This window comes from Peribacillus sp. QJM3NY_7, from assembly GCF_056173225.1.
Genome location: NZ_CM149663.1, coordinates 3,182,076 through 3,206,487, shown reverse-complemented (window position 1 = coordinate 3,206,487; position 24,412 = coordinate 3,182,076). Strand labels below are relative to the sequence as shown.

28 protein-coding genes and 1 pseudogene are annotated in these 24,412 nt (G+C 40.7%); 24 read left to right on the top strand and 5 right to left on the bottom strand.

Annotation, left to right across the window (positions count from 1 at the left end):
* Positions 1-905 precede the first annotated feature (905 nt).
* On the bottom strand, positions 906-1,148 hold the full coding sequence (locus AC0VX1_RS15300) for a hypothetical protein (protein WP_475467818.1): 243 nt from the start codon (positions 1,146-1,148) through the stop codon (positions 906-908).
* Between the two features lie 224 nt (positions 1,149-1,372).
* Between AC0VX1_RS15300 and AC0VX1_RS15295 the strand changes: the two genes are divergently transcribed.
* From AC0VX1_RS15295 to AC0VX1_RS15245, 11 genes are all read left to right on the top strand, one after another.
* On the top strand, positions 1,373-2,086 hold the full coding sequence (locus AC0VX1_RS15295) for an anthrax toxin lethal factor-related metalloendopeptidase (protein ID WP_413010754.1): 714 nt from the start codon (positions 1,373-1,375) through the stop codon (positions 2,084-2,086).
* A 57-nt stretch (positions 2,087-2,143) separates the two neighbouring features.
* Complete coding sequence (locus tag AC0VX1_RS15290; RefSeq protein WP_048686772.1) at positions 2,144-2,938, top strand: thymidylate synthase; 795 nt, start codon at positions 2,144-2,146, stop codon at positions 2,936-2,938.
* Positions 2,935-3,420, top strand: coding sequence for a dihydrofolate reductase (locus tag AC0VX1_RS15285; RefSeq protein ID WP_034307562.1), 486 nt, complete (start codon positions 2,935-2,937; stop codon positions 3,418-3,420). The genes AC0VX1_RS15290 and AC0VX1_RS15285 overlap by 4 nt, the downstream gene beginning before the upstream one ends.
* Before the next feature lie 151 nt (positions 3,421-3,571).
* A complete protein-coding gene (ilvA, locus tag AC0VX1_RS15280) occupies positions 3,572-4,840 on the top strand; it encodes a threonine ammonia-lyase IlvA (RefSeq protein ID WP_034307560.1) in 1,269 nt (422 codons plus the stop codon).
* A 194-nt stretch (positions 4,841-5,034) separates the two neighbouring features.
* Positions 5,035-5,226, top strand: a complete 192-nt coding sequence (gene tatA, locus AC0VX1_RS15275; RefSeq protein WP_034307557.1) for a twin-arginine translocase TatA/TatE family subunit — start codon at positions 5,035-5,037, stop codon at positions 5,224-5,226.
* An 85-nt stretch (positions 5,227-5,311) separates the two neighbouring features.
* Positions 5,312-6,058: a twin-arginine translocase subunit TatC gene (tatC, locus tag AC0VX1_RS15270; protein WP_475467814.1), complete on the top strand. Its 747-nt coding sequence runs from the start codon at positions 5,312-5,314 to the stop codon at positions 6,056-6,058.
* A gap of 29 nt (positions 6,059-6,087) precedes the next feature.
* The gene (locus AC0VX1_RS15265; RefSeq protein ID WP_475467812.1) at positions 6,088-6,456 is read left to right on the top strand and encodes a DUF2535 family protein; all 369 of its coding nucleotides are present in this window, start codon (positions 6,088-6,090) and stop codon (positions 6,454-6,456) included.
* 226 nt (positions 6,457-6,682) lie between these two features.
* Positions 6,683-7,525: a DegV family protein gene (locus AC0VX1_RS15260; RefSeq protein WP_057277320.1), complete on the top strand. Its 843-nt coding sequence runs from the start codon at positions 6,683-6,685 to the stop codon at positions 7,523-7,525.
* 153 nt (positions 7,526-7,678) lie between these two features.
* Positions 7,679-8,269 carry an SCO family protein gene (locus tag AC0VX1_RS15255; RefSeq protein ID WP_268591209.1) on the top strand — a complete coding sequence of 197 codons (591 nt, stop codon included), beginning with the start codon at positions 7,679-7,681 and terminating at the stop codon, positions 8,267-8,269.
* A 278-nt stretch (positions 8,270-8,547) separates the two neighbouring features.
* Positions 8,548-9,390, top strand: a complete 843-nt coding sequence (locus AC0VX1_RS15250) for an SGNH/GDSL hydrolase family protein (RefSeq protein ID WP_413003513.1) — start codon at positions 8,548-8,550, stop codon at positions 9,388-9,390.
* Positions 9,387-9,971 carry a YpmS family protein gene (locus AC0VX1_RS15245; protein ID WP_057277322.1) on the top strand — a complete coding sequence of 195 codons (585 nt, stop codon included), beginning with the start codon at positions 9,387-9,389 and terminating at the stop codon, positions 9,969-9,971. The genes AC0VX1_RS15250 and AC0VX1_RS15245 overlap by 4 nt, the downstream gene beginning before the upstream one ends.
* Before the next feature lie 53 nt (positions 9,972-10,024).
* Here the strand turns inward: AC0VX1_RS15245 and AC0VX1_RS15240 are convergent, their stop codons facing one another.
* Positions 10,025-10,765, bottom strand: coding sequence for a DUF4397 domain-containing protein (locus AC0VX1_RS15240; protein ID WP_475467808.1), 741 nt, complete (start codon positions 10,763-10,765; stop codon positions 10,025-10,027).
* A 234-nt stretch (positions 10,766-10,999) separates the two neighbouring features.
* Between AC0VX1_RS15240 and msrA the strand changes: the two genes are divergently transcribed.
* Positions 11,000-11,491 carry a peptide-methionine (S)-S-oxide reductase MsrA gene (msrA, locus tag AC0VX1_RS15235; RefSeq protein WP_475471803.1) on the top strand — a complete coding sequence of 164 codons (492 nt, stop codon included), beginning with the start codon at positions 11,000-11,002 and terminating at the stop codon, positions 11,489-11,491.
* Positions 11,481-11,909: a peptide-methionine (R)-S-oxide reductase MsrB gene (gene msrB / locus AC0VX1_RS15230; RefSeq protein WP_057277324.1), complete on the top strand. Its 429-nt coding sequence runs from the start codon at positions 11,481-11,483 to the stop codon at positions 11,907-11,909. Before msrA ends, msrB begins: the two co-directional genes overlap by 11 nt.
* 50 nt (positions 11,910-11,959) lie before the next feature.
* Here the strand turns inward: msrB and AC0VX1_RS15225 are convergent, their stop codons facing one another.
* Entirely contained in the window at positions 11,960-13,048 is a 1,089-nt protein-coding gene (locus AC0VX1_RS15225; RefSeq protein WP_475467806.1) for an SGNH/GDSL hydrolase family protein, read from the bottom strand.
* Between the two features lie 294 nt (positions 13,049-13,342).
* On the opposite strand from AC0VX1_RS15225, the gene AC0VX1_RS15220 reads away from it, so the two are divergent.
* Positions 13,343-13,510 (top strand): YjcZ family sporulation protein, encoded by a 168-nt coding sequence (locus AC0VX1_RS15220; protein WP_475467804.1) that lies wholly within the window; start codon positions 13,343-13,345, stop codon positions 13,508-13,510.
* A 1-nt stretch (position 13,511) separates the two neighbouring features.
* On the opposite strand, the gene AC0VX1_RS15215 is transcribed toward AC0VX1_RS15220, so the two are convergent.
* Positions 13,512-13,661 (bottom strand): hypothetical protein, encoded by a 150-nt coding sequence (locus AC0VX1_RS15215; protein ID WP_230137084.1) that lies wholly within the window; start codon positions 13,659-13,661, stop codon positions 13,512-13,514.
* A gap of 156 nt (positions 13,662-13,817) precedes the next feature.
* Here AC0VX1_RS15215 and AC0VX1_RS15210 point away from each other — a divergent pair, with 156 nt between their 5' ends.
* The 10 genes from AC0VX1_RS15210 (at position 13,818) to AC0VX1_RS15165 (ending at position 23,714) form a co-directional block, all read left to right on the top strand.
* Entirely contained in the window at positions 13,818-14,792 is a 975-nt protein-coding gene (locus AC0VX1_RS15210) for a S66 peptidase family protein (RefSeq protein WP_475467802.1), read from the top strand.
* Positions 14,793-15,013: 221 nt separating this feature from the next.
* Positions 15,014-15,343, top strand: a complete 330-nt coding sequence (locus AC0VX1_RS15205; RefSeq protein WP_034307530.1) for a hypothetical protein — start codon at positions 15,014-15,016, stop codon at positions 15,341-15,343.
* 180 nt (positions 15,344-15,523) lie between these two features.
* Positions 15,524-16,888: an aspartate aminotransferase family protein gene (locus AC0VX1_RS15200; protein ID WP_475467799.1), complete on the top strand. Its 1,365-nt coding sequence runs from the start codon at positions 15,524-15,526 to the stop codon at positions 16,886-16,888.
* Between the two features lie 2 nt (positions 16,889-16,890).
* Positions 16,891-17,601, top strand: coding sequence for a CoA transferase subunit A (locus tag AC0VX1_RS15195; RefSeq protein WP_475471801.1), 711 nt, complete (start codon positions 16,891-16,893; stop codon positions 17,599-17,601).
* Positions 17,568-18,233 carry a 3-oxoacid CoA-transferase subunit B gene (locus AC0VX1_RS15190; RefSeq protein WP_098185832.1) on the top strand — a complete coding sequence of 222 codons (666 nt, stop codon included), beginning with the start codon at positions 17,568-17,570 and terminating at the stop codon, positions 18,231-18,233. Before AC0VX1_RS15195 ends, AC0VX1_RS15190 begins: the two co-directional genes overlap by 34 nt.
* A gap of 9 nt (positions 18,234-18,242) precedes the next feature.
* Positions 18,243-19,514, top strand: a complete 1,272-nt coding sequence (locus AC0VX1_RS15185) for a peptidase (protein WP_413023274.1) — start codon at positions 18,243-18,245, stop codon at positions 19,512-19,514.
* 77 nt (positions 19,515-19,591) lie between these two features.
* Positions 19,592-20,440, top strand: coding sequence for a putative beta-lysine N-acetyltransferase (ablB, locus tag AC0VX1_RS15180; protein ID WP_057277900.1), 849 nt, complete (start codon positions 19,592-19,594; stop codon positions 20,438-20,440).
* A gap of 82 nt (positions 20,441-20,522) precedes the next feature.
* On the top strand, positions 20,523-21,902 hold the full coding sequence (locus tag AC0VX1_RS15175) for a sigma-54 interaction domain-containing protein (protein WP_413023272.1): 1,380 nt from the start codon (positions 20,523-20,525) through the stop codon (positions 21,900-21,902).
* 119 nt (positions 21,903-22,021) lie between these two features.
* On the top strand, positions 22,022-23,425 hold the full coding sequence (kamA, locus tag AC0VX1_RS15170) for a lysine 2,3-aminomutase (protein ID WP_063575877.1): 1,404 nt from the start codon (positions 22,022-22,024) through the stop codon (positions 23,423-23,425).
* Position 23,426: 1 nt separating this feature from the next.
* Positions 23,427-23,714, top strand: coding sequence for a YokU family protein (locus AC0VX1_RS15165; RefSeq protein ID WP_413023256.1), 288 nt, complete (start codon positions 23,427-23,429; stop codon positions 23,712-23,714).
* Between the two features lie 344 nt (positions 23,715-24,058).
* Here AC0VX1_RS15165 and AC0VX1_RS15160 read toward each other — a convergent pair.
* Positions 24,059-24,201, bottom strand: a pseudogene (locus AC0VX1_RS15160) (amino acid permease); the annotation flags it as partial.
* Between the last annotated feature and the right edge of the window lie 211 nt (positions 24,202-24,412).

The window sequence follows — 24,412 nt, the reverse complement described above, 5'->3', positions numbered from 1 at the left end:
TGCGGTTGTATCAATCTGTCAATAAACTTGGTCTGAAAGGGTCCCATCCTAATATGATTTAAGAATTTTTCTTCATGTTTTTACTTTTTTATATGGATGAAACCCTCATAGGATTGAAGAAATTTGCGACACTCCTGCCGAATAACTGACTAGCCGAGACCCCGCAGACGCTTGCGTCGAGGAGGCTTGGCAGACAGTCGACGGAAAGGGAGCGGATTTCTGAAATCAACTGAAATGTTAATACAAAGAAAAAATTGAAGGTGAAAGGCTTTTTCTTCGAATTCATCAGCATTTTTTGCGATTGTATCATTCTGTCAATAAACTTGGTCCGAAAGGGTCCCACCCTAATATGATTTAAGAATTTTTCTTCATGTTTTTACTTTTTTATATGGATGAAACCCTCATAGGATTGAAGAAATTTGCGACACTCCTGCCGAATAACTGACTAGCCGAGACCCCACAGACGCTTGCGTCGAGGAGGCTTGGCAGTCAGTCGGCGGAAAGGGAGCGATTTTTGAAATCAACTGAAATGTTAATACAAAAAAATTGAAGGTGAAAGGCTTTTTCTTCGAATTCATCAGCATTTTTTGCGATTGTATCATTCTGTCAATAAACTTGGTCCGAAAGGGTCCCACCCTAATATGATTTAAGAATTTTTCTTCATGTTTTTACTTTTTTATATGGACGAAACCCTCATAGGATTGAAGAAATTTGCGACACTCCTGCCGAATAACTGACTAGCCGAGACCCCGCAGACGCTTGCGTCGAGGAGGCTTGGCAGTCAGTCGGCGGAAAGGGAGTGAATTTCTGAAATCAACTGAAATTTTAATATAAAGTAAAAGTTGAATGTGAAATGCTTTTTCATCAGGTTGCCTACCCGTTTAAAGCTGACATCAAAAATGATGTCAGCTTTTTTTATGGAAAATATCAAGTATTTGAAGAAGAGCGGTAAATGTAGTGAAAAAAAGAAAAGGCAATAAAAAGTTAAGCCATAGAGAAGATAGTAGCGGATGCAGCAGTATGCCAAAGAAAATGGAGAACAGAAAAAGGTCGAGAATGATAAACACTTTTAAACTGTAAATATCAAGGACTTCTTCAGCAAGTTCATGTTGCTCATTCAAGATGGCTTTTTTATTGTTGGTTTCCATGCGATCACCTTAAACCTTTTACGATTATATATATTTGATATATGAAAACCGCGGATCAATGGTTCTTCTCAGGATGAATGTGCAACCAAAATTACCAAAAAAACATAGAACTTTTACATTCAGGCAACATGTTATACTAATATAATAGTATGTAAGATTTAGAGATTTTAAATAACATATATTTTCTTAACGATACATGGAGAATGAAGAAAGGGGAGAAGAGTATGAAAAGGAAGAAATGGTGGTTATCCATATTAGCATTGTTTGTCTTTTTACTCTCAATGCTCTCCTATTCATTAGCGAAAGATGATGGGGTAAAATGGCGGAATTTACCCAAAGATAATCTTTTAAGACAAGCTGAACTTTTTAAGGGAAATAAAGAATTGCAAAGAATATTTTTATTTCCAGAAGAGGAGTACGATCAAGGGGAAGCACTGAAAATTGCTGGAACCATTAATAAACTGCCTCATTCACTTTTGGTGAAAACAGCGGAAAGTGGTGTGAGGATCAAACTATTCGATGGCGATATAACGGAAAATCAATCCGCGGCTAAATTAAAGGGGAAAACTCCGCGTGGTTATTTGAATAAAGAAACAACTTGGGATGATGTGCCTGGTATGGGCGGATCACATACGGTATTGGTTAAAATCGGGGCGAGTGACAAGGGCAACGGGCATGGCTCGGTTAATTTGGAACTGCATGAGCTGGGGCACTCCATTGATAATATAGTGTTTGATGGAATCCGTGATGACATGGATTATTTGAAGATTTGGGGTAAGGAAGTGGATGGGCTGTTTCCTGGGATTACGTATTTTTCCAACTACCCTGAGGAATATTTTGCAGAAACGTTCGCCATGTTTTATGTGAACCATGAACAAAATCAATTGCTTAGACAAAAAGCACCCGAGACTTATAATTTTATTAAACAATTAGATTAAACATTGGGCAATAATACGTTAAAATAAGGAGAATGAAAGTAGAAAAGGTGGTTTATCATGAAGCAATATTTAGATTTATGCAAGCATGTACTCGAAAATGGAACGCAAAAAGGTGATCGTACGGGGACAGGAACGATCAGTACCTTTGGATATCAAATGAGATTCAATTTAAAAGATGGATTCCCTGTACTTACAACGAAAAAGGTTAGTTTAAAAGCGATTATCCATGAACTATTATGGTTTTTGAAGGGTGATACAAACGTTGGGTACCTTCAGGAAAACAGTGTGCGCATCTGGAATGAATGGGCGGATGAAAAGGGGGAATTAGGTCCGATTTATGGTCATCAATGGCGTTCCTGGGGAACGGCCGATGGAAGGCAAATCGACCAAATCAGTGAATTGATCGAACAAATCAAGACGAATCCAAATTCAAGAAGATTGATAGTCAGTGCTTGGAATGTTGGGGAACTGGATGAAATGGCCTTGCCGCCTTGCCATGCTTTCTTTCAATTCTATGTTGCTGATGGCAAGCTTTCATGTCAGCTATACCAACGTTCAGCGGACGTCTTCTTAGGTGTTCCTTTTAATATAGCTTCGTATGCGCTTTTAACGATGATGATCGCCCAGGTATGTGATTTGGAAGTTGGCGAATTTGTACATACTTTCGGGGATGTCCACATCTACTCTAACCACCTTGAACAAGTGGAACTGCAGTTGACTCGTGACCCGAAACCATTGCCAATCATGAAAATCAATCCAGATGTGAAAAATATCTTTGATTTTAGCTTCGAGGACTTCGTTTTGGAAAATTACGAAGCCCATCCCCATATAAAAGGTGAGGTTAGCATATGATATCGTTGATAGTGGCTATGGATCAAAATCGTGTGATAGGTAAAAACAATAAACTGCCATGGCATTTACCAGCAGATCTGCAGTATTTTAAAAAAGTGACGATGGGCCATCCAATCGTCATGGGGCGAAAAACATTTGAATCGATCGGCAGGGTCCTGCCTGGCCGCGAAAATGTCATCGTCACCCGCAATCAGGAATTTAAAGCGGAAGGCTGCGTAGTATTACATGATATTGCACAAATCAAAATGTTCGCAGATAACCATGAAGAGGAAGTCTTCGTAATTGGCGGAGCCGAAATCTTCAAGGAAATCCTTCCTTTTACCGACCGCCTGTATATTACGGAAATTCATGAAACTTTCGAAGGGGATACTTTCTTTCCCGAGATTGATGAAAATGAATGGGATGAAATTTCCTCAAACCCAGGCAACATCGATGAAAAAAATCGATTTGCACATGATTTTATTATTCTACAAAAAAAATAAAGTGCTAATCCGATTATGGGGAAATGACCATAATCGGATTTTTTTTGGTATGGGACAACCAAAAGAAAGAATTTTTAGAAAAATCAATTACATTAATAACAGTAAAGTGCTATAATGATTGAATTCATCAGAAAGGAAATGAGGGATTGTTATGAATCAGACTGCATCTAAGAATAGGGGGATTCAATTGGAAGATATTCTAATTGCCTATAGAGAACTGAAAGAAATCGTTTTACATACACCTTTACAAAAAAATCAGAGGCTCTCTGAAAAATATGATTGTAATGTTTATTTAAAACGCGAGGACTTACAACACGTACGTTCCTTTAAATTAAGAGGGGCTTACTATAAAATGAAAAGCCTGACCGAGGAAGAGACGAAGAACGGAGTCGTTTGTGCCAGTGCAGGAAACCATGCACAGGGTGTTGCTTTTTCCTGCAGCCAATTGGGCATTCACGGGAAAATTTATATGCCTGCTACAACTCCAAGGCAAAAAGTCGATCAAGTTCAGCTATTCGGCAGGGATAATGTGGAGATCATCCTAATAGGGGATACATTCGATGATGCATTTGCCATGGCGATGGAATGCTGTGAAAAAGAAGAGCGTTCCTTTATCCATCCATTTGACGATGAAAAGGTAATCGCCGGGCAAGGTACAACGGCTGTAGAAATCCTGAACGATTGTGAAGATGGAATCGACTATGTATTTGCCGCTATGGGCGGCGGCGGGTTAATGGCCGGAGTATCGAGTTATTTCAAATCGGTCTCCCCAAATACGAAATGCATTGGAGTTGAGCCGCAAGGTGCTGCTTCGATGGAATACTCCTTCAAGGAAGGAAAAGTATCTGAACTCGAAAAAATAGATACATTCGTTGATGGCGCAGCTGTCAAGTGTGTGGGACAGTTGACATATCAGCTTTGTAAGGAAAACCTTGAAGATATCGTTGTCGTACCTTCAGGCCAAATCTGTACGACGATTCTCGATTTGTATAATCAGCATGCGATTGTCGCTGAACCGGCAGGTGCTATATCTGTAGCCGCGTTGGATTCATATAAAGAACAAATCAAAGGAAAAACGGTTGTTTGCATGGTCAGCGGAGGGAATAACGACATTGGGCGCATGCAGGAAATTAAAGAGAAATCCTTATTATATGAAGGGCTGCTTTATTATTTTATCGTGAATTTTCCACAACGTGCTGGCGCTTTAAGGGAATTCCTTGATGAAGTGTTAGGACCGAATGATGATATAAGCCGTTTTGAATATACGAAGAAAAATAATAAAGAAAGCGGGCCGGCCCTGGTTGGTATAGAGCTAAAAGATAAAAATGATTATGAAGGGCTCATCCAAAGGATGAACAAGAAAGGATTCTCTTTCGTAGAGGTCAATAAAGACAGTAATTTATTTCACTTGTTGATTTAAACATGGATAAAATGTTAAATTAGGATAGAATAATACCTATGTTTTTACATTTTATTCTGCCGGCCCAGTCGTATATGGGCATACTGTCGATAATTGTTACCATTCTATGACGAATTGCCAGTTCCCTTTCAATTGGTTGGAAATGGTATTATAATCGGAGTAGGTCTAATTACAACACCAAAGGGGATGTATCCATGTCGAACATTGGAGTACCTGGTCTAATTCTAATCTTAATTTTGGCATTAATTATCTTTGGTCCGAAGAAACTTCCAGAAATTGGCCGTGCTTTTGGACAAACGCTTCGTGAGTTTAAAAAATCCACAAGTGATTTAACAAAAGGTGATTATGAAGAAGATAAGAAGCTACAACAAAAAAATCATGAATGATTGAATGCTGGGCGTAAGATGGAATCGTCTTGCGCCTTTACGCTGTAACAAAGATACGGATTTTCAGATGAAGGCGTGATCAACTTTGGAAGATAAGGAATTAAATATCATCGATCATCTCGATGAATTGAGAAAACGGCTCATCATTACAGCTGTTGCTTTTGTCATCTTTTTTATCGCCAGCTTTATTTATGTTGAGGAGATTTATAATTGGTTCGTGAAAGATCTCGATTTTGACCTGATGGTATTGGGACCGAGTGATATTATCTGGATTTACTTCATGCTTGCAGGTGTCGTAGCCATTGCGGCAACGATACCGGTAATTGCCCTGCAAATCTGGTTATTCGTTAAACCCGCTTTGATGCCAAATGAAGTGAGGGCGACCCTTGCCTATATTCCAGCACTTTTCCTGCTTTTTATCGGAGGGCTTGCTTTCGGTTATTTTGTCATCTTCCCGACCATTCTTCAATTTTTGATTGAATTGGGTGATGGGATGTTCATAACCAGTTTTACAGCTGATAAGTACTTTTCATTCGTATTTAATATGACGATACCTTTTGCTGTTTTATTCGAGCTTCCTGTCGTTACCATGTTTTTGACCTCCCTTGGCATAATAAATCCTTATGTGCTTCAAAAATTAAGGAAGTATGCATACTTTGTACTTGTTGTCATAGCGATATCGATTACGCCGCCTGACTTTATGTCAGACTTTATGGTGATGGTTCCATTGCTGTTATTATACGAAATCAGTATTTCATTATCTAAAGTCGTCTATAAACGAAGGGTGAGACGTGAAAACTTGCGGGAAGACACCTACGAGGAAGGTTTATAAGAAGAAGCCCATAATGGCATTTTGCCCTTATGGGTCTTTTTTTTATGATTTTCAATCTGATTTCTCATTTTTTTACACATTTGAATATTTATACTTTTGGATTTATTGTGTATAATGTAAGCAATCGGTTAAAAATGAGGATTGATATTTTGATGTTCAAATGCTTGGAATTCAAAGATTGTTTTGGACATAAGGTCACCATTTCAGAAATACCTGTCTTACTGCCTAGTGATCCGAATTTTTTTATGTTGACCGTGCGTTTGGAAGTATTTGTTAAGAAGGTTTTTGCCAATAAAGATCATAAAGAAAATTACTCATTTAAGCATTATTTAGCATCCGTACTCAAATGGCCCGTTTACAACAAGCTTTTTTTTGGAAGTTTACTCAATAATGCTTAATGCGGATTGTTCCATAGCTAACATCTCCGTTAAAAGAGATGACACGAATGCCATGCAATATCGAATGTATCGGCATGTGTTCAGGTTAGCTCATGGAACGGTCTTTTTTTGTGTAATCATTTCAAAAGATAAGTATCACTTCAGTCAAAAAATGAAACCTTTGGTTTGAATGCTTACCTTGAATAGGTATAATACAATAGATATGTTAATTTAGGGATGTGTAATGATGAATAAAGTAAAGATAGTAACAGACTCGACAGTAGATATGACACCAGAGGAACTGGAATTTTATGATATTACAATGGTCCCTTTATCGATCTTTATAGATGGGGAGACTTTTTTGGATAAGGTCGAAATCGAACAAGAAGAATTCCTGAAAAGGATGAACCAGTCAAAAGAACTGCCAAAAAGCTCACAACCGGCCGTAGGTACCTTTGTGGAGGTATATGATGAACTCGGAAAAGACGGCAGCGAGATTATTTCCATACATATGACAGGTGGCATGAGCGGTACTGTTCGTTCAGCGGAAAGCGCAGCTAGCATGTCTGAAACGAAGGTTACCGTTCTTGACTCGAAATTCATTTCAAAAGCGATGTCATTTCAGGTGATCGAGGCAGCGAAGATGGCGAAGGAAGGGAAATCCGTAGCCGAGATAATTGAACGATTGGAACATATTAAAAAGCAGTCAAGTTTAATCATTGTCATAGAAACACTTGATAACCTCGTTAAGGGTGGAAGGATTGGCAAAGTTTCTGCTTTTATCGGTTCATTGCTGCACATAAAGCCGATTGCACTTCTTGATGATGGTGTACTGAACCCTGTATCCAAAGCCAGGAGCCAGTCACAGGTCGTCAAGTTCATCATCAAGAAATTCAAAGAAGAGACTCAAGGCAAAAAGATTAGAGGCATCGGTTTTGTACATGCGAATGGCCTTGAAATAGCGGATAAGGTCCGCCAGGCCATTGCAGACTTGACAGGATATCAAGACATAAAGATAGAAGCAACGACTGCCGTTGTCAGTACCCATACAGGTGAAGGCGCCATGGCGATCATGTATTATTGGGACTGATAAGGATATACCATATGAAACTGTGTTTGGCGGCGGTTTCGTCACTTTTACAAGTGTCTTTAATTCGTAGAAATAGTTGCTGTCCTCATTCCGGATGGTCTGTTAGAATAAATGAAGTAACAGAATATTTTATACATAAAGGACGGGGTAGGGATGAGAAAGCTGCAATTGCTTATGGCAGCTATGGGAGCGTCAATTTTATTGCTGTTGACCGCATGCGGTTCCAATGGTGTACCTGATGCCAAAAATTGGGACCTTGAAGACTTCAGTTATATCGATCAGGAGGGGAAGCCTTTCTCAAAAAGCGATCTTAAAGGAAAGGTTTGGGTAGCGGATTTTATATTCACGAGCTGTGAGACGGTCTGTCTCCCCATGACATCGAATATGACGAAGCTGCAGCAGCAATTGAAGGATGAAGGGATTAAGGATGTAGAGTTCGTTTCATTTTCCGTGGATCCGGAAATTGACAAACCTGATGTTTTAAAAAAATTTGGTGACCAATTTAATGTGGATTACGGCAACTGGCACTTTCTGACCGGTTATGGACAGGAAGAAATCGAGCAGTTTGCATTGGATAACTTTAAAACGATCGTCAAAAAACCAGAAGCGGAAGATCAGGTGATTCATGGGACCAGTTTTTTTCTGATGGATCAAGAAGGAAAGATCATCATGGATTATACAGGTCTGCAGGATATTCCGTTTGATGAAATCATTAAGCATATTAAAATTTTACAGAATTATTGAACAGGTTAAATGACCTGTTCTTTCTGTTTTCATCCTTCTTAATTACCGGGCTTTATCGATGGTGAAAATGAGCAATAAGTTTTTGAAGAAACGTCGGTAGTGAAGAATGATTTTACATGCTAAGTAACATGCTAATTTTTATAGGACTAGCTTTAATTCACAGCGTTTTTCATATTGTATAGTAAGGAATGCTCAATTTTGGAAGTACAATGAAGGTATATTGTTTGCAATTTTTCTTTTTCTGCATGATATAATATATGGGTAGGAAGGTGAGGGTCATGAGGAACAAAATCACCTGTCTTTTCATATGCCTAGTTTGGATTTCAGGCTGCAGTCAAAATGAAACAGCCTCAAATCAGCCATCTGTTCAGCAGAAAAGCATAGTTGAGCTGAGTAAAAAGGAAACCATTCCTGCCAGCTTTTTTCCGGACCCTGTGAAAATCGTGTCAATTGGCGACTCCTTGACTCAAGGTGTCGGTGATAGTAAAGATAATGGCGGGTATCTGCCTTATTTACAAAATAAGCTGGAAAAAGAACCATCGATTACTTCCGTTGAGATGATTAATCATGGCATACGTGGAAATAGGACCGACCAACTATTGAAAAGACTGGATAAGACTAGGATTAAAGAGGACATAAAGCAAGCTGACTCGATTGTCGTCACAATCGGTGGAAATGATATCATGAAGGTCTTTAAACAGAATTTCTCCAATCTGGAACTGAATCAGTTTGATTCGGCAAAAATAGGGTATGAAAAAAGATTAAGGCAGATACTTGATAAGGTTCGTTCCGAAAATGATTCTGCGCAAATATACCTTGTAGGCGTCTACAATCCATTTTCCAAATGGTTCGGAGACTTTTATGAACTTGATATGATCATGAATGATTGGAATGAAAGTGGAAAAGAGATCATTGAAGAATATGATTCAGCATATTTTATTGAAATAGCAGACATTTTCGAGAATCCCGAAGAAGATTTGCTTTATGCCGAGGATTATTTTCACCCAAATGACCGCGGATATGAATTAATCGCGACAAGAATCTATAATGATATGGATATTACCACTATCGGAAAAGACACATTGGAAGCGAGTGCCAAAGGAGATGATGACCAAGAATGACAAATGTCAAATGGAAGACTTTGTTTATTTCCCTATTAGCCTTAAACATCCTGGTCATCCTGTTTGTAACGATTTTAGTTAATCTGCCGACTAAAGATAAAGAGCTGATACCCAAAGTAAGCCGCGAAGAAGATATCCAATTTCAAATTCACACGAATCGGGAAGATTTGACAAGGTTAATCAACCAGTATCTGGATAAAGAGGGGTTAACGGGATCCATTCACTATGAAGTGTATTTAACGGATGAGGTGGAGCTATACGGAACAATGCCATTTTTCAACCGTGAAGTGGAAATGAAATTGACTTTTGAACCAATTGCCCAAAAGAATGGGGATTTGATTCTTAAGCAAAAATCAATTGCAGTCGGTAAAATGAACCTTCCTGTTTCATATGTAATGAATTTGATTAATGAGCGATATAATATGCCTGAATGGGTTAGCATAAGCCCCAATGATAAAAGTATTTATGTGTCATTACAGGATATGGAACTGAAAAGCGATATAAGGGTGAAGGCGAAAGAATTCGATCTGAAAAATGATGACATTTCATTTTTATTGACCATCCCATCATCATTACAGTGATCGTGAATAAATGGATAAAAACCAGGATCGATGCATCCTGGTTTTTTATTCATTTATGGGGAGAGCGTTAGGGTTTCTAGTGAGGATGATTCCCGATTCGATCCGATTATATAAATGGTAGAGGAAGTATTTTCTTGAAATGCTTTGTTTGGCAAAGGGAGTGCGATTTCTTTTGTTCCAGTTTTCCTCACTTCGAAGTCAACTATCATGGGATGAATAGTGAGATATTCGCTTGCTTTCCTGAAATGGAGTTGATCAAAGACGACATCTCCGCTTTTGACCGCAATGTCCACCGAGGGTAATTCATGTGAAAGCTGGATGAATCGGACCTTTGCTTCATTTGGGGGAACAGATGGGTTATCCTCGAAAGGTAAAATTTTCAACGATTCGTTAGCCACGGTAGGTGCTAGAGCAATGGTATAGGAAGCTCCGATTTCGAGAGCCACTTTACAGCTTAATAGAGGTGAGGTGTTTTGCCCGCTGTGGTATATATCCAATTGGTACTTGCCGGGGGGCAGTGGTGAATAACCATTGCACTCTTTATACGAGAAATTTTTGAGGATACGCATTTCATTTACATGAACATCAAATGGGTGAGCTGTTGGGGCAGCATGTAAGAAGCGGACTTGTGCAGGCGGTAGGACAGTTATTTGTTCATTTCTGTATGTTGAATTTTCGAGACTTTTCAAATGTTTATGGTAATAATAATCATGAAATTCCGAATCGCTGTTTTTATAAGACGATAGTAAATCATATGTTTCCGATTTTTGTGGATATGATTGTTTATCGCTCATTTCCAACACCTCTCATTTTTCCATCATGTTGTTAACATATGTAATCATGCTTGGGCGTGTGTCTCCTTTTTAATAAGAAAGGTACCATTTTCGTGAAAAGGCTCTCGGCATATTATTTTACAGGGGTATATAAAAACGTTAAAATGCATTCAATGGATGGTTTGTAAAAAAGGAGGATTTTCATTGACAAAGCAATTAGAGAAAGCAACATTCGCAGGTGGATGTTTCTGGTGCATGGTGAAACCGTTCGATGAACAGCCCGGCATCGAATCCGTTATCTCGGGCTATACAGGCGGGACTACGGAAAATCCCACGTACAAAGAGGTTTGTTCTGAAACCACGGGACATTATGAAGCTGTTCAGATCACCTTTGATCCAAACGTATATCCATATGAGAAGATAATTGAGTTATTTTGGCAGCAAATTGATCCGACAGATCCTGGCGGGCAATTTTATGACCGGGGAAGTTCTTATCAAACGGCCATTTTTTATCATGACGAAAACCAACGTGAAATTGCAGAAGCATCCAAAGCCAAGCTGCAGGCGAGCGGGAAGTTTTCCGGACCAATCGTAACCCCGATTATACCGGCCAAAACGTTTTATCCAGCCGAGACATACCACCAGCATTACTATAAAAAGCAACCTGAACATTATGAAAGATATTCGACTGGCTCAGGACGTAAAGCATTTATACAACATCACTGGGGGGGAAAAAATGAAAAGTAAAGAAGAATTAAAAAAGAAACTCACTCCGATTCAATATGAAGTCACGCAAAATAATGGAACGGAACCAGCCTTTAACAATGAATATTGGAATTTGAAGGAGGAAGGATTATATGTGGATATCGTTTCAGGCAATCCTCTTTTCACTTCAAAGGAAAAGTTCGATTCAGGCTGCGGTTGGCCAAGCTTCACTAAACCGCTTAAAGAAGAGGAAGTGGTGGAAAACCTCGATACGAGTTATGGTATGAGAAGGATCGAGGTCCGCTCAAAAACTGCCGATTCTCATCTGGGACATGTTTTCAATGACGGTCCGGGACCGTCAGGATTACGCTATTGCATCAATTCTGCATCATTAAGGTTCATCCCGCTCCAAGATCTTGAAAAAGAGGGATACGGGGAATATAAAAAGCTTTTTGAGTGATTGGAAAACCCCCTATCAGATTATGATAGGGGTTATTTATTGAGTAATATTCAATCTGTGATGATTGACGCGATCCGGACATATGGAATGTCGGTCAGGTCCATTGCTTTAGTCCTGCCAGTCACCTCAAAACGGACAGTATGTGAACCGGGGCGAAGTCCATTAGTGACAAATAAATATCTTTCACGGGCAAATGGCCACCATGTATTCAAAGTCGTGATTTCATTTCCGTCAATCCATACATTCACTTCCCCGCCATCAGGACTTCTAAGCAGTTTCACACCAAGCATACTCCCTTTGAAGGTATATTGAATCACACTGCCCTTTTCACTACTAGTGAAATATCCGCCCATTGGCCGGAAACCGCTCATTTTTTCATAGTGGTCAATTTCCGATAATTCAAAACCGGAATGGGCATGCAGCTTAGTTGGAAGACCCGCTACAGCCTTCTCTTGTTTGATGTTATTCAGGAACCGTTCATAAATGGCATCGGCATATAATTTATACCCCAGCCCATTTGGATGTACCAAATCTTTGGTCAGCTGTTTTTCCGTATATCCTGAATTTTTGAATATCGGCCGCATATCCACATTTGTAGCACCATAATGTTTGGATAAAAGTCCAATGGCTGTCGCAAATTCCTCATATTTCAAGGAACTCTCTGTTATTGTGAATAACTCAGCATTAGGGTGGAGCCGTTTTGCCTTTCTCATTAACGCTTCATATGTCATGGTAAAATCATCGACATTCATATATTTGCGGTCATTTTCACCAAAAACGAAGAAAATCAGATCTTTATGATCATGCTTCCTTCTTTGGGAAAGCTTGAATAGGCCCTCAAAAGCAGTTGATCCGCTTTGGACCACGTAGTCACCGTGTAACGGAATTTCATTGGCATCATTCATCTTATTTTCTAGCTGTTTGAACCATGTTCGATTAGGATTTTCAGCTCCCGATCCTCTTCCGATACTGTCACCAATGACGAGATACTGAATGGGCTGGCCTGATTGGAATTTTTGATAAACATTTATCGAATCATCTGATCCATATGTTTTAGGAACTTTTTGAAGGATATAGCTGATTAGAAGGATCGTGGCGATTGCAGCGAAAGGGATGAAGGATTTTGCGTTCGTTTTCAATTATGTTCCCCCGTATTGCCTTTTATGTATCCATGTAGGTATGAGATAGCTTAAAGAGGCTAAGAATTGTTTTTTCCTTATTATATCCCAATTTTAAAGTAACACAATAAATTTGTGACAATTTTCATGGTTACTCGTGGGATTTCAGCCATTGAATGAATAACGCTTAAGATGGTGTTGATTGAAGTTTTTTCTTAAATCCAAAAAAATGGGCAAATGCACAGACCAAGGCGGGCGTATCGACATATGGTAAGGTGTAAAGAGAAAACAGAATTCTAAAAGGAGTGAAACTTAATGTACGGATATGGTGGAAATGGTGCAGGACCAGGGTACGGATATGGTGGCGGTGGATACGGCGGCGGCGGATGCGGCGGCGGTAGCTGCGGATTTGGATCAGGCTTCGCTTTAATCGTTGTCTTGTTCATTCTATTGATTATCATCGGTGCTTCATTCTGCTGCTAATTCAATAACCCAAAGACCAGTTGATAAAGCTGGTCTTTTCTTTATGTATGGAAATTGGTGGTTTGACGGTGGACTTTTCCAATTCCATGGTTGCTGACTGAATCGTCATGGATAAATCCAGGTGATAATGGGACAGGCGATACACAGCCATTCCTTTTTTAAATCCTGATTTCTGTGCATCTGGAATGGCGTGAGAATTCAAAGAAACTAGCTCGGTGAATGTAATACGATAAAGGACTTAGTTTTCTTTGTAAACCATTTCTGCTAAAATAACGACAGAATGTAATTAATTTAGGGGGATAAAGATATGAAACCTTCCCGTTTACAAGCAGGGGATGAAATTCGCGTAATTGCTCCTTCTAGAAGCTTGGCGATTGTCAAAGGGGAACAACGCAGATTGGCAGAAGAAAGATTGACTGAGCTTGGTTTTAAAGTGACATATGGTAAAACGGTTTTGTTCCATGATGACTTTTTCTCGAATTCGATCGAAGACCGGATCGAGGATTTGCATGATGCGTTCAGGGATCCGAATGTTAAGGGGATTTTCACAAGCATAGGGGGGTATAACGCTAACCAATTGTTACGGTATATCGACTATGATTTGATTAAGGAAAATCCAAAAGTGTTGGTGGGGTATAGTGATATAACCGCCATTTTATTGGCCATTTATAATAAAACAGGCTTAACTACATATTCAGGTCCCCATTTCTCGACGTTCGGGATGAAGGCTGGTCTGGAATATACGATGGAATATTTTAAAAAGGCTGTAATTGAAAGTGAAGGCTTTTATCTTGAACCAAGTGAAACGTGGAGTGATGATTCTTGGCATTTGGAACAGGATGACCGAACTTTCCACCCGAATGCTGGATACATGGTCATTCAGGAAGGTGAAGCTGCCGGGACAATCATTGGGGGAAATCTTTGTACAATCAATCTATTACAAGGTACAGAGTACATGCCATCTTTAAAGGACAGTATCCTTTTCATAGAAGATGACGAAGAAAGCCATCCATTCAGTTTTGACCGGGATTTACAATCCTTGCTCCATCAGCCAGGTGCAAGTGGCATTAAAGGAATAGTCATCGGCCGTTTCCAAAAGGATTCAGGAATGACTGAATATGCTTTGCAGGAAATCATCGCCGCCAAAAAGGAGATAAATGGCATACCCGTGATCGCTAATGCCAACTTTGGTCATGTTCATCCTTTTGTAACTGTGCCGGTTGGTTCAAAAGCAGTAATGAAAGTGAAGAACGGAAAAGCGACGATCCAGATCCATCCATGAACAGTTTGAAGACGCCGTTCAAAAAATGGACGGTGTTTTCATCTGTTAGGGGTATGTATGTATATGGTTTTCATTATGGTGTATATTAGGAGTCTTTCCTCTTGTCAGTACTGGAAATTGTCCTATTTTACAAGCATTATTAGGGAATATGAGTCTAATAGTTCAAATTCTTTATTTTTCTGATATAATACTAAGAGATTTAAAATAGAAAAGGTGATTATGTGTTATTAACAATTCCAGCATCCATTCGTTTAGAAGGGGCTTTGGCCGAGTATAATAAAAAAGGCCGTGTGAGCCATACATGTTCCGTTTGTAACGAAGACACTTCTAACGGGGATGCAAGTAACTTGAACTACTATAAGTTAGGAACTAAAAAAGTTTGTCATTCCTGCATGAAAAATGTTTTGCGTCATCCGTCTTTAAAAGAGTATGAATATGTACATACTTCAAATATCGATAAAACGGCTTTTTATAAAAATGTGTTGGCTGTTTTAAAGGATGAAAGTTTTTTGGAATCCATTCGTGAAGAAAAACTAAATAGCGTATTGTAAGAAAAAAGTGTATCTCTCGCGGATACACTTTTTTTGTCGCCATTTTTGGAAAATCACCCATGAAACCAAGAAATTATCCGTATACAGGCTTAGGCCAATTTCCTTAGCAAGATTGCCTTCATCTGGACATACACTTTATTATATGGCATTTGTTTTTAAAGAGAAGGAGTGTGTGGGCTTATGGAGCAGTCTTCATTGATCAAACCGGTCCTGGGAGGAGCCTACCCGACTATCAGTCATGGTCAGGGAGTGTTTTTATACGATAAAAATGGAAAGGATTATCTCGATGCTTCTTCCGGTGCCGTTACAGCCAATATTGGCCATGGAGTCCAGGAAATCATTGAGGCGATGGTAAAACAGGCTCAACAGGTTTCGTTTGTGTATCGTTCCCAATTTACCAGCGATGCTGCAGAGAAACTCGCCGGAAAAATTGCAGAATTGACCAAAGGGGAACTGACATACAGCTTTTTTGTAAACAGCGGCTCCGAGGCGACTGAAACGGCATTAAAAATTGCCATTCAGCATTGGCAGGAAAAAGGGAAGCCAAAGAAACAGAAAATCATATCGAGATGGATGAGCTACCATGGCATCACGATGGGAGCTCTTTCAATGTCTGGACATCCGATTCGCCGGGAACGCTTTACTCCTTTGCTTGAATCATATCCTTCTGTATCTCCTCCATATTGTTACCGATGTCCACTTCAACTTGACCAACATACTTGCGGAATGGCGTGTGCTTCGGAATTGGAAGCATCAATCCGGCGCATTGGCAGTGAAAATATAGCGGCGTTCATTGCAGAACCTGTTATCGGCGCAGCCGGAGGGGCCATTGTTCCTCCTGACGGTTATTTTCAAAAACTCAAGAAAATCTGCGAAGAGAATGATATTTTATTCATTGCGGATGAAGTAATGACCGGATTTGGACGTACCGGTAAGATGCTTGCTTCCGAATATTGGGATGTGGAACCTGATATCGTGACATTAGGTAAAGGTATGAGTGGGGGGTATACCCCAATAGCGGCGGCAGTAATGACCAAAAACGTGATGGAACCCATAATGAAAGGATCGAAGTCAATTATAGGAGGTCATACTTTAAGTGCAAATCCGTTATCGTGTGCGGTATCTTTGGCGGTTTTAGACTATATCGAAAGGAATGAACTTGTCGAAAAATCAGCCGACAGGGGGAATTACCTGATTAGGGGCTTGAAAAAGTTGGCAGGGAAGTATTCCTTTATCGGTGATATACGTGGGAGAGGTTTATTGATTGGCATCGAATTTGTCCTGGATAAAGCAACGAAGGCCCCATTTCCGAAGGATGCAGATGTGACCAATGAAATCATTGAATTGGGAATGAGGAACGGAATCCTTCTTTATCCCGCAGCTGCAGGCCTTGACGGTGTAACCGGGGCAGCCCTCATCATCTCCCCGCCGCTAACGATATCGGAAGAGGAGTGTGCTGAATTGTTAATGAGGGTCGATATAACCCTTGGGCAATTTAATGAATCGATAGGTAAACGATCATCACAACAAGGAAGTGAGTCATAGTGGTGGAAAATACATTCCAGAAGACTTGTCGTTTGGAAGATGTCCGCCATCACTTTAAAGATAAACAGTCCATCCTATTTGGGGGATTCGGTGGCATAGGGACGCCTCCGGGATTGATCAATGTGATTTTGGAATCAGGTATTAAGGATTTAACCTTGATTGGGAACGATACAGGTTTCCCAGATATCGGAATCGGAAAACTGGTCACCCAGCGCCGAGCGAAAAAAGTCATCGTTTCCCATATCGGTTCCAATCCCAATGCAGGACTATTAATGAACAATGGTGAACTCGAAGTGGAGTTCTGTCCGCAAGGGACACTTGTCGAACGCATCCGGGCCGGAGGGATGGGACTCGGCGGAATATTGACCGATATTGGAATGGAAGCCGATATCGTCCGGGAAGGCAAGCAAACCGTAAAGCTAGGCAAGAAAAATTATCTGGTGGAATCGGCATTAACTGCAGATATCGCCATTGTTTACGCAGAAATGGCTGATCCTTATGGAAATCTTCTATTCGATAAAAGTGCCAGGAATACGAATCCAATCGTTGCTGCAGCCGGACAGATCACTATAGTCGAAGTCAGGCAAATCGTTCCGCTGGGCACTTTGGATCCAGAGAACATCATTGTACCGGGGGCCTTTGTGGATTATATCATTCCATCAAAAGGAGTCGATTGGAAATGGGTTTGGGAACAGGGGATAGAAACAGAATAGCGAAACGGGCAGCAGCAGAAATAAGCGATGGGATGCTGGTCAATTTGGGAATTGGCATTCCATCACTTGTACCGAATCATCTTTGGGATGATCATAAAGTGATGTTTCATGCAGAAAATGGCCTTGTGGGAATTGGCAGTACTCCTGAAACGGGGAAGGAAGATGCGCATCTTTGCAATGCTGGGGGATTGCCGATCACCATTAGAGCCGGGGCTTCTTACTGCGACAGTACTGTTGCATTTGGAATGATACGCCGCGGCAGGGTGGATATCACGATTCTAGGAGCCCTTCAAGTAAGTCAAGCGGGGGATCTCGCAAATTGGATTGTTCCGGGAAAGCGGGTGCCAGGCATGGGCGGTGCAATGGAACTGGCTGCAAAGGCAAAAAAGGTCATTGTCTTGATGGAACATAACGATAAAGCGGGCATGTCTAAATTAGTCAAAACATGTACGTTGCCGTTAACAGCCCAAAAATGCGTACATATGATCATCACCGAATTAGGCGTGTTTTCCGTAACTTCGGAGGGCCTTCTATTAACTGATGTATTTGATACGTCCAGCATTGAGGAAATCAGGAATCGGACAGAAGCCTTGTTTACCGTCTCTGAAAACATCCACAAATTAAAAGAATGAGAGAGGAGAATGGATATGTATGAGGAAAAAATAAGAACATGGCTGAAAGAACATCGGATGAATGGGGTTCAGCTTTTGCAAAAACTGGTTCAGGAACCGAGCAAAAGGGGCCAAGAAGGAAGTGCACAAGCAATAGTGGTCGAAAAGTGCAGACAACTTGGTCTGGAAATAGACCTATGGGAAATCGGGGATGAACAATTAAGAAAACATCCCCATTTTTATTGCGACCGCAGGGATTTTAAAGGAAATCCGAACCTTGTGGCCATTAAAAGAGGAACAGGCAAGGGGAAATCCCTTATTTTAAACGGACATATTGATGTAGTTCCTGAAGGAGATCATGCAGCATGGCATGATGAACCCTATAGCGGCAAGTTGATGGACGGGAAAGTTTTCGGGCGGGGAACGACGGATATGAAAGGCGGCAATGTATCTTTATTGCTGGCCATTGAAGCGATCGTCGAATCTGGAATCCAATTGAAGGGGGATTTGATATTTCAGAGTGTGATTGAAGAGGAAAGCGGTGGTGCCGGCACACTTGCGGCAGTCATACGCGGGTATAAAGCTGATGGTGCAATCATTCCGGAACCTACAAATATGAAACTATTCCCATTACAGCAAGGTTCGATGTGGTTTCGACTGAGAATAAAAGGCAAGTCTGCACATGGAGGCACTAGGTATGAAGGAGTCAGTGCAATTGATAAAGCGGTTGTTGTAATGAAAGAAATCAAGATGCTTGAACAAGAACGGAATGAGTCACTCCGTCATTCACTCTATAAAAATGTCCCTATCCCCATTCCAATCAATATTGGTAGCATTCAAAGCGGGAATTGGCCTTCCTCCGTGCCGGATACAGCCGTCCTGGAAGGAAGATTCGGCATTGCCCCTACAGAAACCATGGAAGATGCACAAGAATCGATGAAGGAGCGAATAGATGCTTTAAACGAGAGTGATGCATGGTTCAAAGAAAGACCTATTGAATTAGAATGGTTTGGGGCCAGATGGCTGCCTGGCAATCTCGAAATCAATCACCCGCTCATGAAGACAATTAGCACATACTATGAAAAAGTGGTCGGGGAAGAACCGCTTGTCGAAGCTTCACCATGGGCGACGGATGGAGGGTATCTTTCATCGGTTGGTTCTACCCCCGTCGTTGTGTTTGGACCAGGGGAAACGAAGATGGCCCATGATTCGAACGAATATATAGAGGTGGATAAAATGTTGGAAGTTGCGGAAATCATCGCTTTGACCATTATTGAATGGTGTGGGGTGGACCAGGAATAATCATTTTTCCAAGGTCTGATCCAGGAAGGGTCAGGCCTTTCGCAACAATTTTCGAAGATGTGAAAGGAGCGGGACAAATGGAGGCTGGAATCATCGAAAAAAGAATTCGAAAGCCAATGTGCACCATACATATTACGATCGACCATTTTAATAAGCGAATCAGGGTTGATGATTATCTAGGGCATTTTCAAGAATGCGTGGAGGAAACCTTGAAGGTGGCTAAAAGCATATCAGCAGAAAAAATCATCTTCAAGTCCCGCAAGGAAAACGTTATGGCATTGCTTGCTCAGGGCTTTCTATATGAAGGAAGCATCGATAAATTCTTTTTGGGAAGCGATTGTTTCTTCCTTGTTAAATATAACCGGAATGAAAGGCGCAACAGTGCTGAATGGGAAAGGGAAGATCAAATCCTTACCGATGTTCAGATGCTGCCGATTAAATCCGGACTGGATGAACCGCCGTCAGCCTATCAAGGCCGTAAAGCTGAAGTGGCAGATGCACTTCAGCTGGCCCAACTGTATGGGAAGGTTTTCGAGGTGTATCCCACACCGATGAATGATCCGGTTTATGTGAAAAAGTGCATGGAAATGGGAACGGTTTTTTATATTTATGTCCATGAAGAGAGGATCGTCAGTGCTGCTTCCGCAGAAATTAATTCCTTTTACCATAATGCAGAAATCACTGATTGTGCGACATTGCCGGAACATCGGCAGTACGGCTTGATGAAACACTTGATTTCCGCGCTTGAAGACTATCTTATTTCACACGGCATTTATTGTATCTATTCGATTGCCCGGTCGCTCTCGTTCGGCATGAATGCTGCATTGCATCAGCATGGATACTCGTACCGCGGACGTTTGGCCAATAATTGTTATATCTTTGATAAACTGGAAGATATGAATCTTTGGGTGAAAAACTTTAGTTGAATGCTCATTTTTAGGCGGTTCATGACAAGTTTTTGGCATTTCCTCATATACATCTAGCAAGAAGGTATTGAGGAGGGATAGCTTGCCTAGTGAATTTTTTAATACAAGTGAAGTGTTGGAAGCGATATTAGAAACCATTGATGAAGGCATTCATGTGATAGATCCAAAAGGACAGACCATCTTTTATAACGAAGTGGCCGCCAATCATGATGGGATGAAAAGAAGTGAAGTGCTCGGGAAACCGTTGCTTGAAGCGTTCCCTTCTTTGAATCACAAATCATCGACGTTACTCCGGGTCATTAAATCTGAAAAACCAATCTATAACTATAGTCAATCGTATGTAAATGCTCATGGGCGTATCATTGAGACGCTAAATACTACTCTACCCATATATGTAGATGGGTTTATGATAGGTGCAATCGAGATTGCAAAGGATTATTCAAGCTTGAAGCAATTATCGGAAAGGTTAGCTGATCTGGAAAGCTCGCTCAAGACAATCAAAAGTCCTCAAAGGAAAACGACTGGGAACGGCGGATTGTATTCTTTCACTGAAATCCTGACAAGTGATAAGGGGTTTAAAGGTTTGATATCCCAAGGTAAAAAGGCTGCCCGCTCCACCTCATCGGTATTGGTTTATGGGGAAAGCGGTGTAGGAAAAGAGCTTTTTGTTCAAAGCATCCACCAGGAATCGAGCCGCAGTAATGAACCTTTCATCGCGCAAAATTGTGCGGCCTTACCAGAAAGTTTATTGGAATCGCTTCTATTCGGTACGGCAAAAGGAAGCTACACTGGTGCTGTGGAGCGACAGGGATTGTTTGAATTGGCCAACGGCGGAACCTTGTTTTTGGATGAATTGCAATCGATGCCGATTGACTTGCAGGCAAAGCTTCTGCGCGTGCTTGAAGATGGGTTCATCAGGAGGATAGGTGGCACAAAAAGTGTACAGGTGAATGTCAGGATCATGGCAGCGATGAATATTGATCCGAAAAAGGCCGTATCGGAAAACAGGCTAAGGCCGGATTTATTTTACCGATTGAACGTATTGAGCTACGAGCTGCCTCCGCTAAGGGAGCGGATTGATGATATAGAGCTTCTTTCTGAACATTTCATATCAATATTTAACAGTAAATTAGGACTGTCCATAAAAGGCATGGATGAGAAGACAAAGGATTTTTTTCGGAAATATCACTGGCCTGGAAATGTAAGGGAACTTAAACATACGATAGAATTCATGATGAACCATACGGAGAATGATGTTATGAATCTTGAAGATCTGCCCCAGTTTTTAAAGAAGCGCAACCCATCCGAAAAAATACTTCCGCTTCGTGAGGCCATGATTGAGATGGAAACAAAATTGATTACCGAGGCACTTCTTCAAACGAACGGTAACGTTTTCCAAGCATCGAAGCTATTGCAAATTCCAAGACAGACCTTGCAATATAAAATAAAAAAACATATTTGATGGAAAAAATCCGGATGCAGCCTGCAGTCCGGTTTTTTTTTATGGGCATTCGAATTTTTGGGTCATTTTGGCATCCTTCTTGCATTTAATACTACTATCATAACTCAGGAGGTATAACCATGTTATTTGACTTATATAAGCCAGATCGCAATTGGAAAGATATAGAGCTATGGAAAGATGTAACCGAAGAACAATGGAACAACTGGCTGTGGCAGCTTACAAATACGATTCGAACAGTTGATGATTTGAAAAAAGTGATAAACCTGACTCCGGATGAAGAGGAAGGCGTGAGGATTTCCACGAAAACCATTCCATTGAATATCACCCCATACTATGCTTCGTTAATGAATAAAGATGACCCAAGGTGTCCAATCAGAATGCAATCGGTCCCAATCTCGGAAGAAATGCATAAAACCAAATATGACATGGAAGACCCCCTGCATGAGGATGAGGACTCCCCTGTACCGGGATTGACCCATAGATATCCGGATCGCGTTCTTTTTTTGGTGACGAATCAATGTTCCATGTACTGCCGTTATTGTACGCGGAGACGTTTTTCAGGCCAAATTGGCATGGGCGTGCCAAAAAAACAATTGGACGCAGCAATCGGTTATATACGTGACACACCGGCAGTTCGGGATGTCCTTATTTCCGGCGGGGACGGATTATTGATCAATGACACGATCCTTGAATATATCCTTAAAAACTTAAGGGAAATTCCTCATGTTGAAATAATCAGGATAGGTACACGGGCACCGGTTGTTTTTCCTCAAAGAATCACTGAAAATTTATGTGCCATATTAAAAAAATATCACCCGGTTTGGCTGAATACTCATTTCAATACCTCGATAGAAATTACCGAAGAGTCAAAGAAAGCATGTGAGATGCTTGCCGATGCGGGTGTACCTGTAGGCAACCAGGCAGTTATTTTAGCGGGGATAAATGACAGTGTCGCAATCATGAAAAAGCTGATGCATGATCTTGTTAAGATCCGTGTCCGCCCTTACTATATCTATCAGTGCGACCTTTCGGAAGGAATCGGTCATTTCAGGGCACCCATTTCAAAAGGAATTGAAATCATCGAAGGGCTCCGGGGCCATACATCCGGGTATGCAGTGCCTACCTTCGTCGTCGATGCTCCAGGAGGGGGAGGGAAAATCACCCTGCAGCCGAATTATATCCTTTCACAATCTCCAACAAAAACGGTACTGCGCAATTTTGAAGGTGTGATAACCACATATCCTGAACCTGAGCAATATACACCAGGACTTGCAGATGATTATTTCAAAAGGGTATATCCTGATATGGAAGAAAAACAGTCAGATATAGGTGTATCTGGTTTAATGAACGACAAGCAATTCAATTTAGTGCCTGAAGGGCTAAAGCGAATGAACCGACGGGAAAATTACGTGACCAACCCAGAGCATGCTTCATTGAAGAACAAACGTGAAAAGCGAGATTTGTTAAAAGAAAAGAAATTCCAGGCACAGCAAAAAAAGAGCACTCCTAAGGGGGATGAATAGCATGGAGACGTGTCCATGGTGTGAGGTCGGAACATTACAATCGGTAACCGATACAGTGTTTTGGGAGTTGCCAGATGGATCGAGAGCGGTTGAAATTGATGAAACGCCATCGTTCTATTGTGATAATTGCCATGCGCTATTTCAGAGTGATGAAACGACTAAAGAGATTGAAGACCAGCTGTTTTTAATTGATACGAAAGAGTTAGGGAAACAGACGACGTATGACGAGTTATTGAAGATGAAGCGGTTGTTAAAGCGGAATTATTTTGATTTTGGAAATAAAAAATAATTAGAAGTTGCCTCATCATCTACTTTTTTGGTGAGGTTTTTCTGTGCGCCCGGCGGTGCGGTCTAAGGGTGCACATCTCGAACAGTGAAGGCAATATTAGCGGTTGCTTTCCGTAGTGACGCGGAATTCTGAAGAAAGCAAGCGGTATATTGAGATATATTATTTTGGAGGCTCTTTTGGAGAGGTCTTTTTAAATTTCTTCAAAGGGTATTAGGGTAGATGAAAAAGCACTGTTAAAACAACTAAATTTTATTTTCAAAATACGAAGCAGAAATAATAATGAAAGACCAATCGTACAAAATTAAAAACCCTGCGGCTGTTGTAAAGGAAAGGCAAATTTAAGGGCCTGTTATTTTTATATCAATGGCCGGTCCAAGAAAAAATTCAGTACCAATAGTGCAGCCAACCCCTATCAAGGACAATTGCAACCATTTTAAATCTTCATCTTCACTCCCTTACTTTGACCACTAGGAATAAAAAAAACCATGCAGTATCTCCTCCTCACATATTCAAATTTCTTTTCAAAGCAAGTAGGTATTTAGATTACCTGTTTCTCTGAACATTCCCCAAATGAATTCATATATATATCCCGCCTATAAGTGTGATTGTGAGAAATTACCATTCTTAATAAGCATTTTTTGGGATAACTTCATTTTTTGTGGATAACTTAGAAATGAATCTTAAAAGAAAGGGTACAT

Excerpts from the sequence above, each read along its gene's own strand:
- AC0VX1_RS15300 (WP_475467818.1), bottom strand. The coding sequence starts at position 1,148 with ATGGAAACCAACAATAAAAAAGCCATCTTGAATGAGCAACATGAACTT.
- AC0VX1_RS15295 (WP_413010754.1), top strand. The coding sequence starts at position 1,373 with ATGAAAAGGAAGAAATGGTGGTTATCCATATTAGCATTGTTTGTCTTT.
- AC0VX1_RS15290 (WP_048686772.1), top strand. The coding sequence starts at position 2,144 with ATGAAGCAATATTTAGATTTATGCAAGCATGTACTCGAAAATGGAACG.
- AC0VX1_RS15285 (WP_034307562.1), top strand. The coding sequence starts at position 2,935 with ATGATATCGTTGATAGTGGCTATGGATCAAAATCGTGTGATAGGTAAA.
- ilvA (WP_034307560.1), top strand. The coding sequence starts at position 3,572 with ATGAATCAGACTGCATCTAAGAATAGGGGGATTCAATTGGAAGATATT.
- tatA (WP_034307557.1), top strand. The coding sequence starts at position 5,035 with ATGTCGAACATTGGAGTACCTGGTCTAATTCTAATCTTAATTTTGGCA.
- AC0VX1_RS15265 (WP_475467812.1), top strand. The coding sequence starts at position 6,088 with ATGGGTCTTTTTTTTATGATTTTCAATCTGATTTCTCATTTTTTTACA.
- AC0VX1_RS15260 (WP_057277320.1), top strand. The coding sequence starts at position 6,683 with ATGAATAAAGTAAAGATAGTAACAGACTCGACAGTAGATATGACACCA.
- AC0VX1_RS15255 (WP_268591209.1), top strand. The coding sequence starts at position 7,679 with ATGAGAAAGCTGCAATTGCTTATGGCAGCTATGGGAGCGTCAATTTTA.
- AC0VX1_RS15250 (WP_413003513.1), top strand. The coding sequence starts at position 8,548 with ATGAGGAACAAAATCACCTGTCTTTTCATATGCCTAGTTTGGATTTCA.
- AC0VX1_RS15245 (WP_057277322.1), top strand. The coding sequence starts at position 9,387 with ATGACAAATGTCAAATGGAAGACTTTGTTTATTTCCCTATTAGCCTTA.
- AC0VX1_RS15240 (WP_475467808.1), bottom strand. The coding sequence starts at position 10,765 with ATGAGCGATAAACAATCATATCCACAAAAATCGGAAACATATGATTTA.
- msrA (WP_475471803.1), top strand. The coding sequence starts at position 11,000 with ATGGTGAAACCGTTCGATGAACAGCCCGGCATCGAATCCGTTATCTCG.
- msrB (WP_057277324.1), top strand. The coding sequence starts at position 11,481 with ATGAAAAGTAAAGAAGAATTAAAAAAGAAACTCACTCCGATTCAATAT.
- AC0VX1_RS15220 (WP_475467804.1), top strand. The coding sequence starts at position 13,343 with ATGTACGGATATGGTGGAAATGGTGCAGGACCAGGGTACGGATATGGT.
- AC0VX1_RS15215 (WP_230137084.1), bottom strand. The coding sequence starts at position 13,661 with ATGGCTGTGTATCGCCTGTCCCATTATCACCTGGATTTATCCATGACG.
- AC0VX1_RS15210 (WP_475467802.1), top strand. The coding sequence starts at position 13,818 with ATGAAACCTTCCCGTTTACAAGCAGGGGATGAAATTCGCGTAATTGCT.
- AC0VX1_RS15200 (WP_475467799.1), top strand. The coding sequence starts at position 15,524 with ATGGAGCAGTCTTCATTGATCAAACCGGTCCTGGGAGGAGCCTACCCG.
- AC0VX1_RS15190 (WP_098185832.1), top strand. The coding sequence starts at position 17,568 with ATGGGTTTGGGAACAGGGGATAGAAACAGAATAGCGAAACGGGCAGCA.
- AC0VX1_RS15185 (WP_413023274.1), top strand. The coding sequence starts at position 18,243 with ATGGATATGTATGAGGAAAAAATAAGAACATGGCTGAAAGAACATCGG.
- ablB (WP_057277900.1), top strand. The coding sequence starts at position 19,592 with ATGGAGGCTGGAATCATCGAAAAAAGAATTCGAAAGCCAATGTGCACC.
- kamA (WP_063575877.1), top strand. The coding sequence starts at position 22,022 with ATGTTATTTGACTTATATAAGCCAGATCGCAATTGGAAAGATATAGAG.
- AC0VX1_RS15165 (WP_413023256.1), top strand. The coding sequence starts at position 23,427 with ATGGAGACGTGTCCATGGTGTGAGGTCGGAACATTACAATCGGTAACC.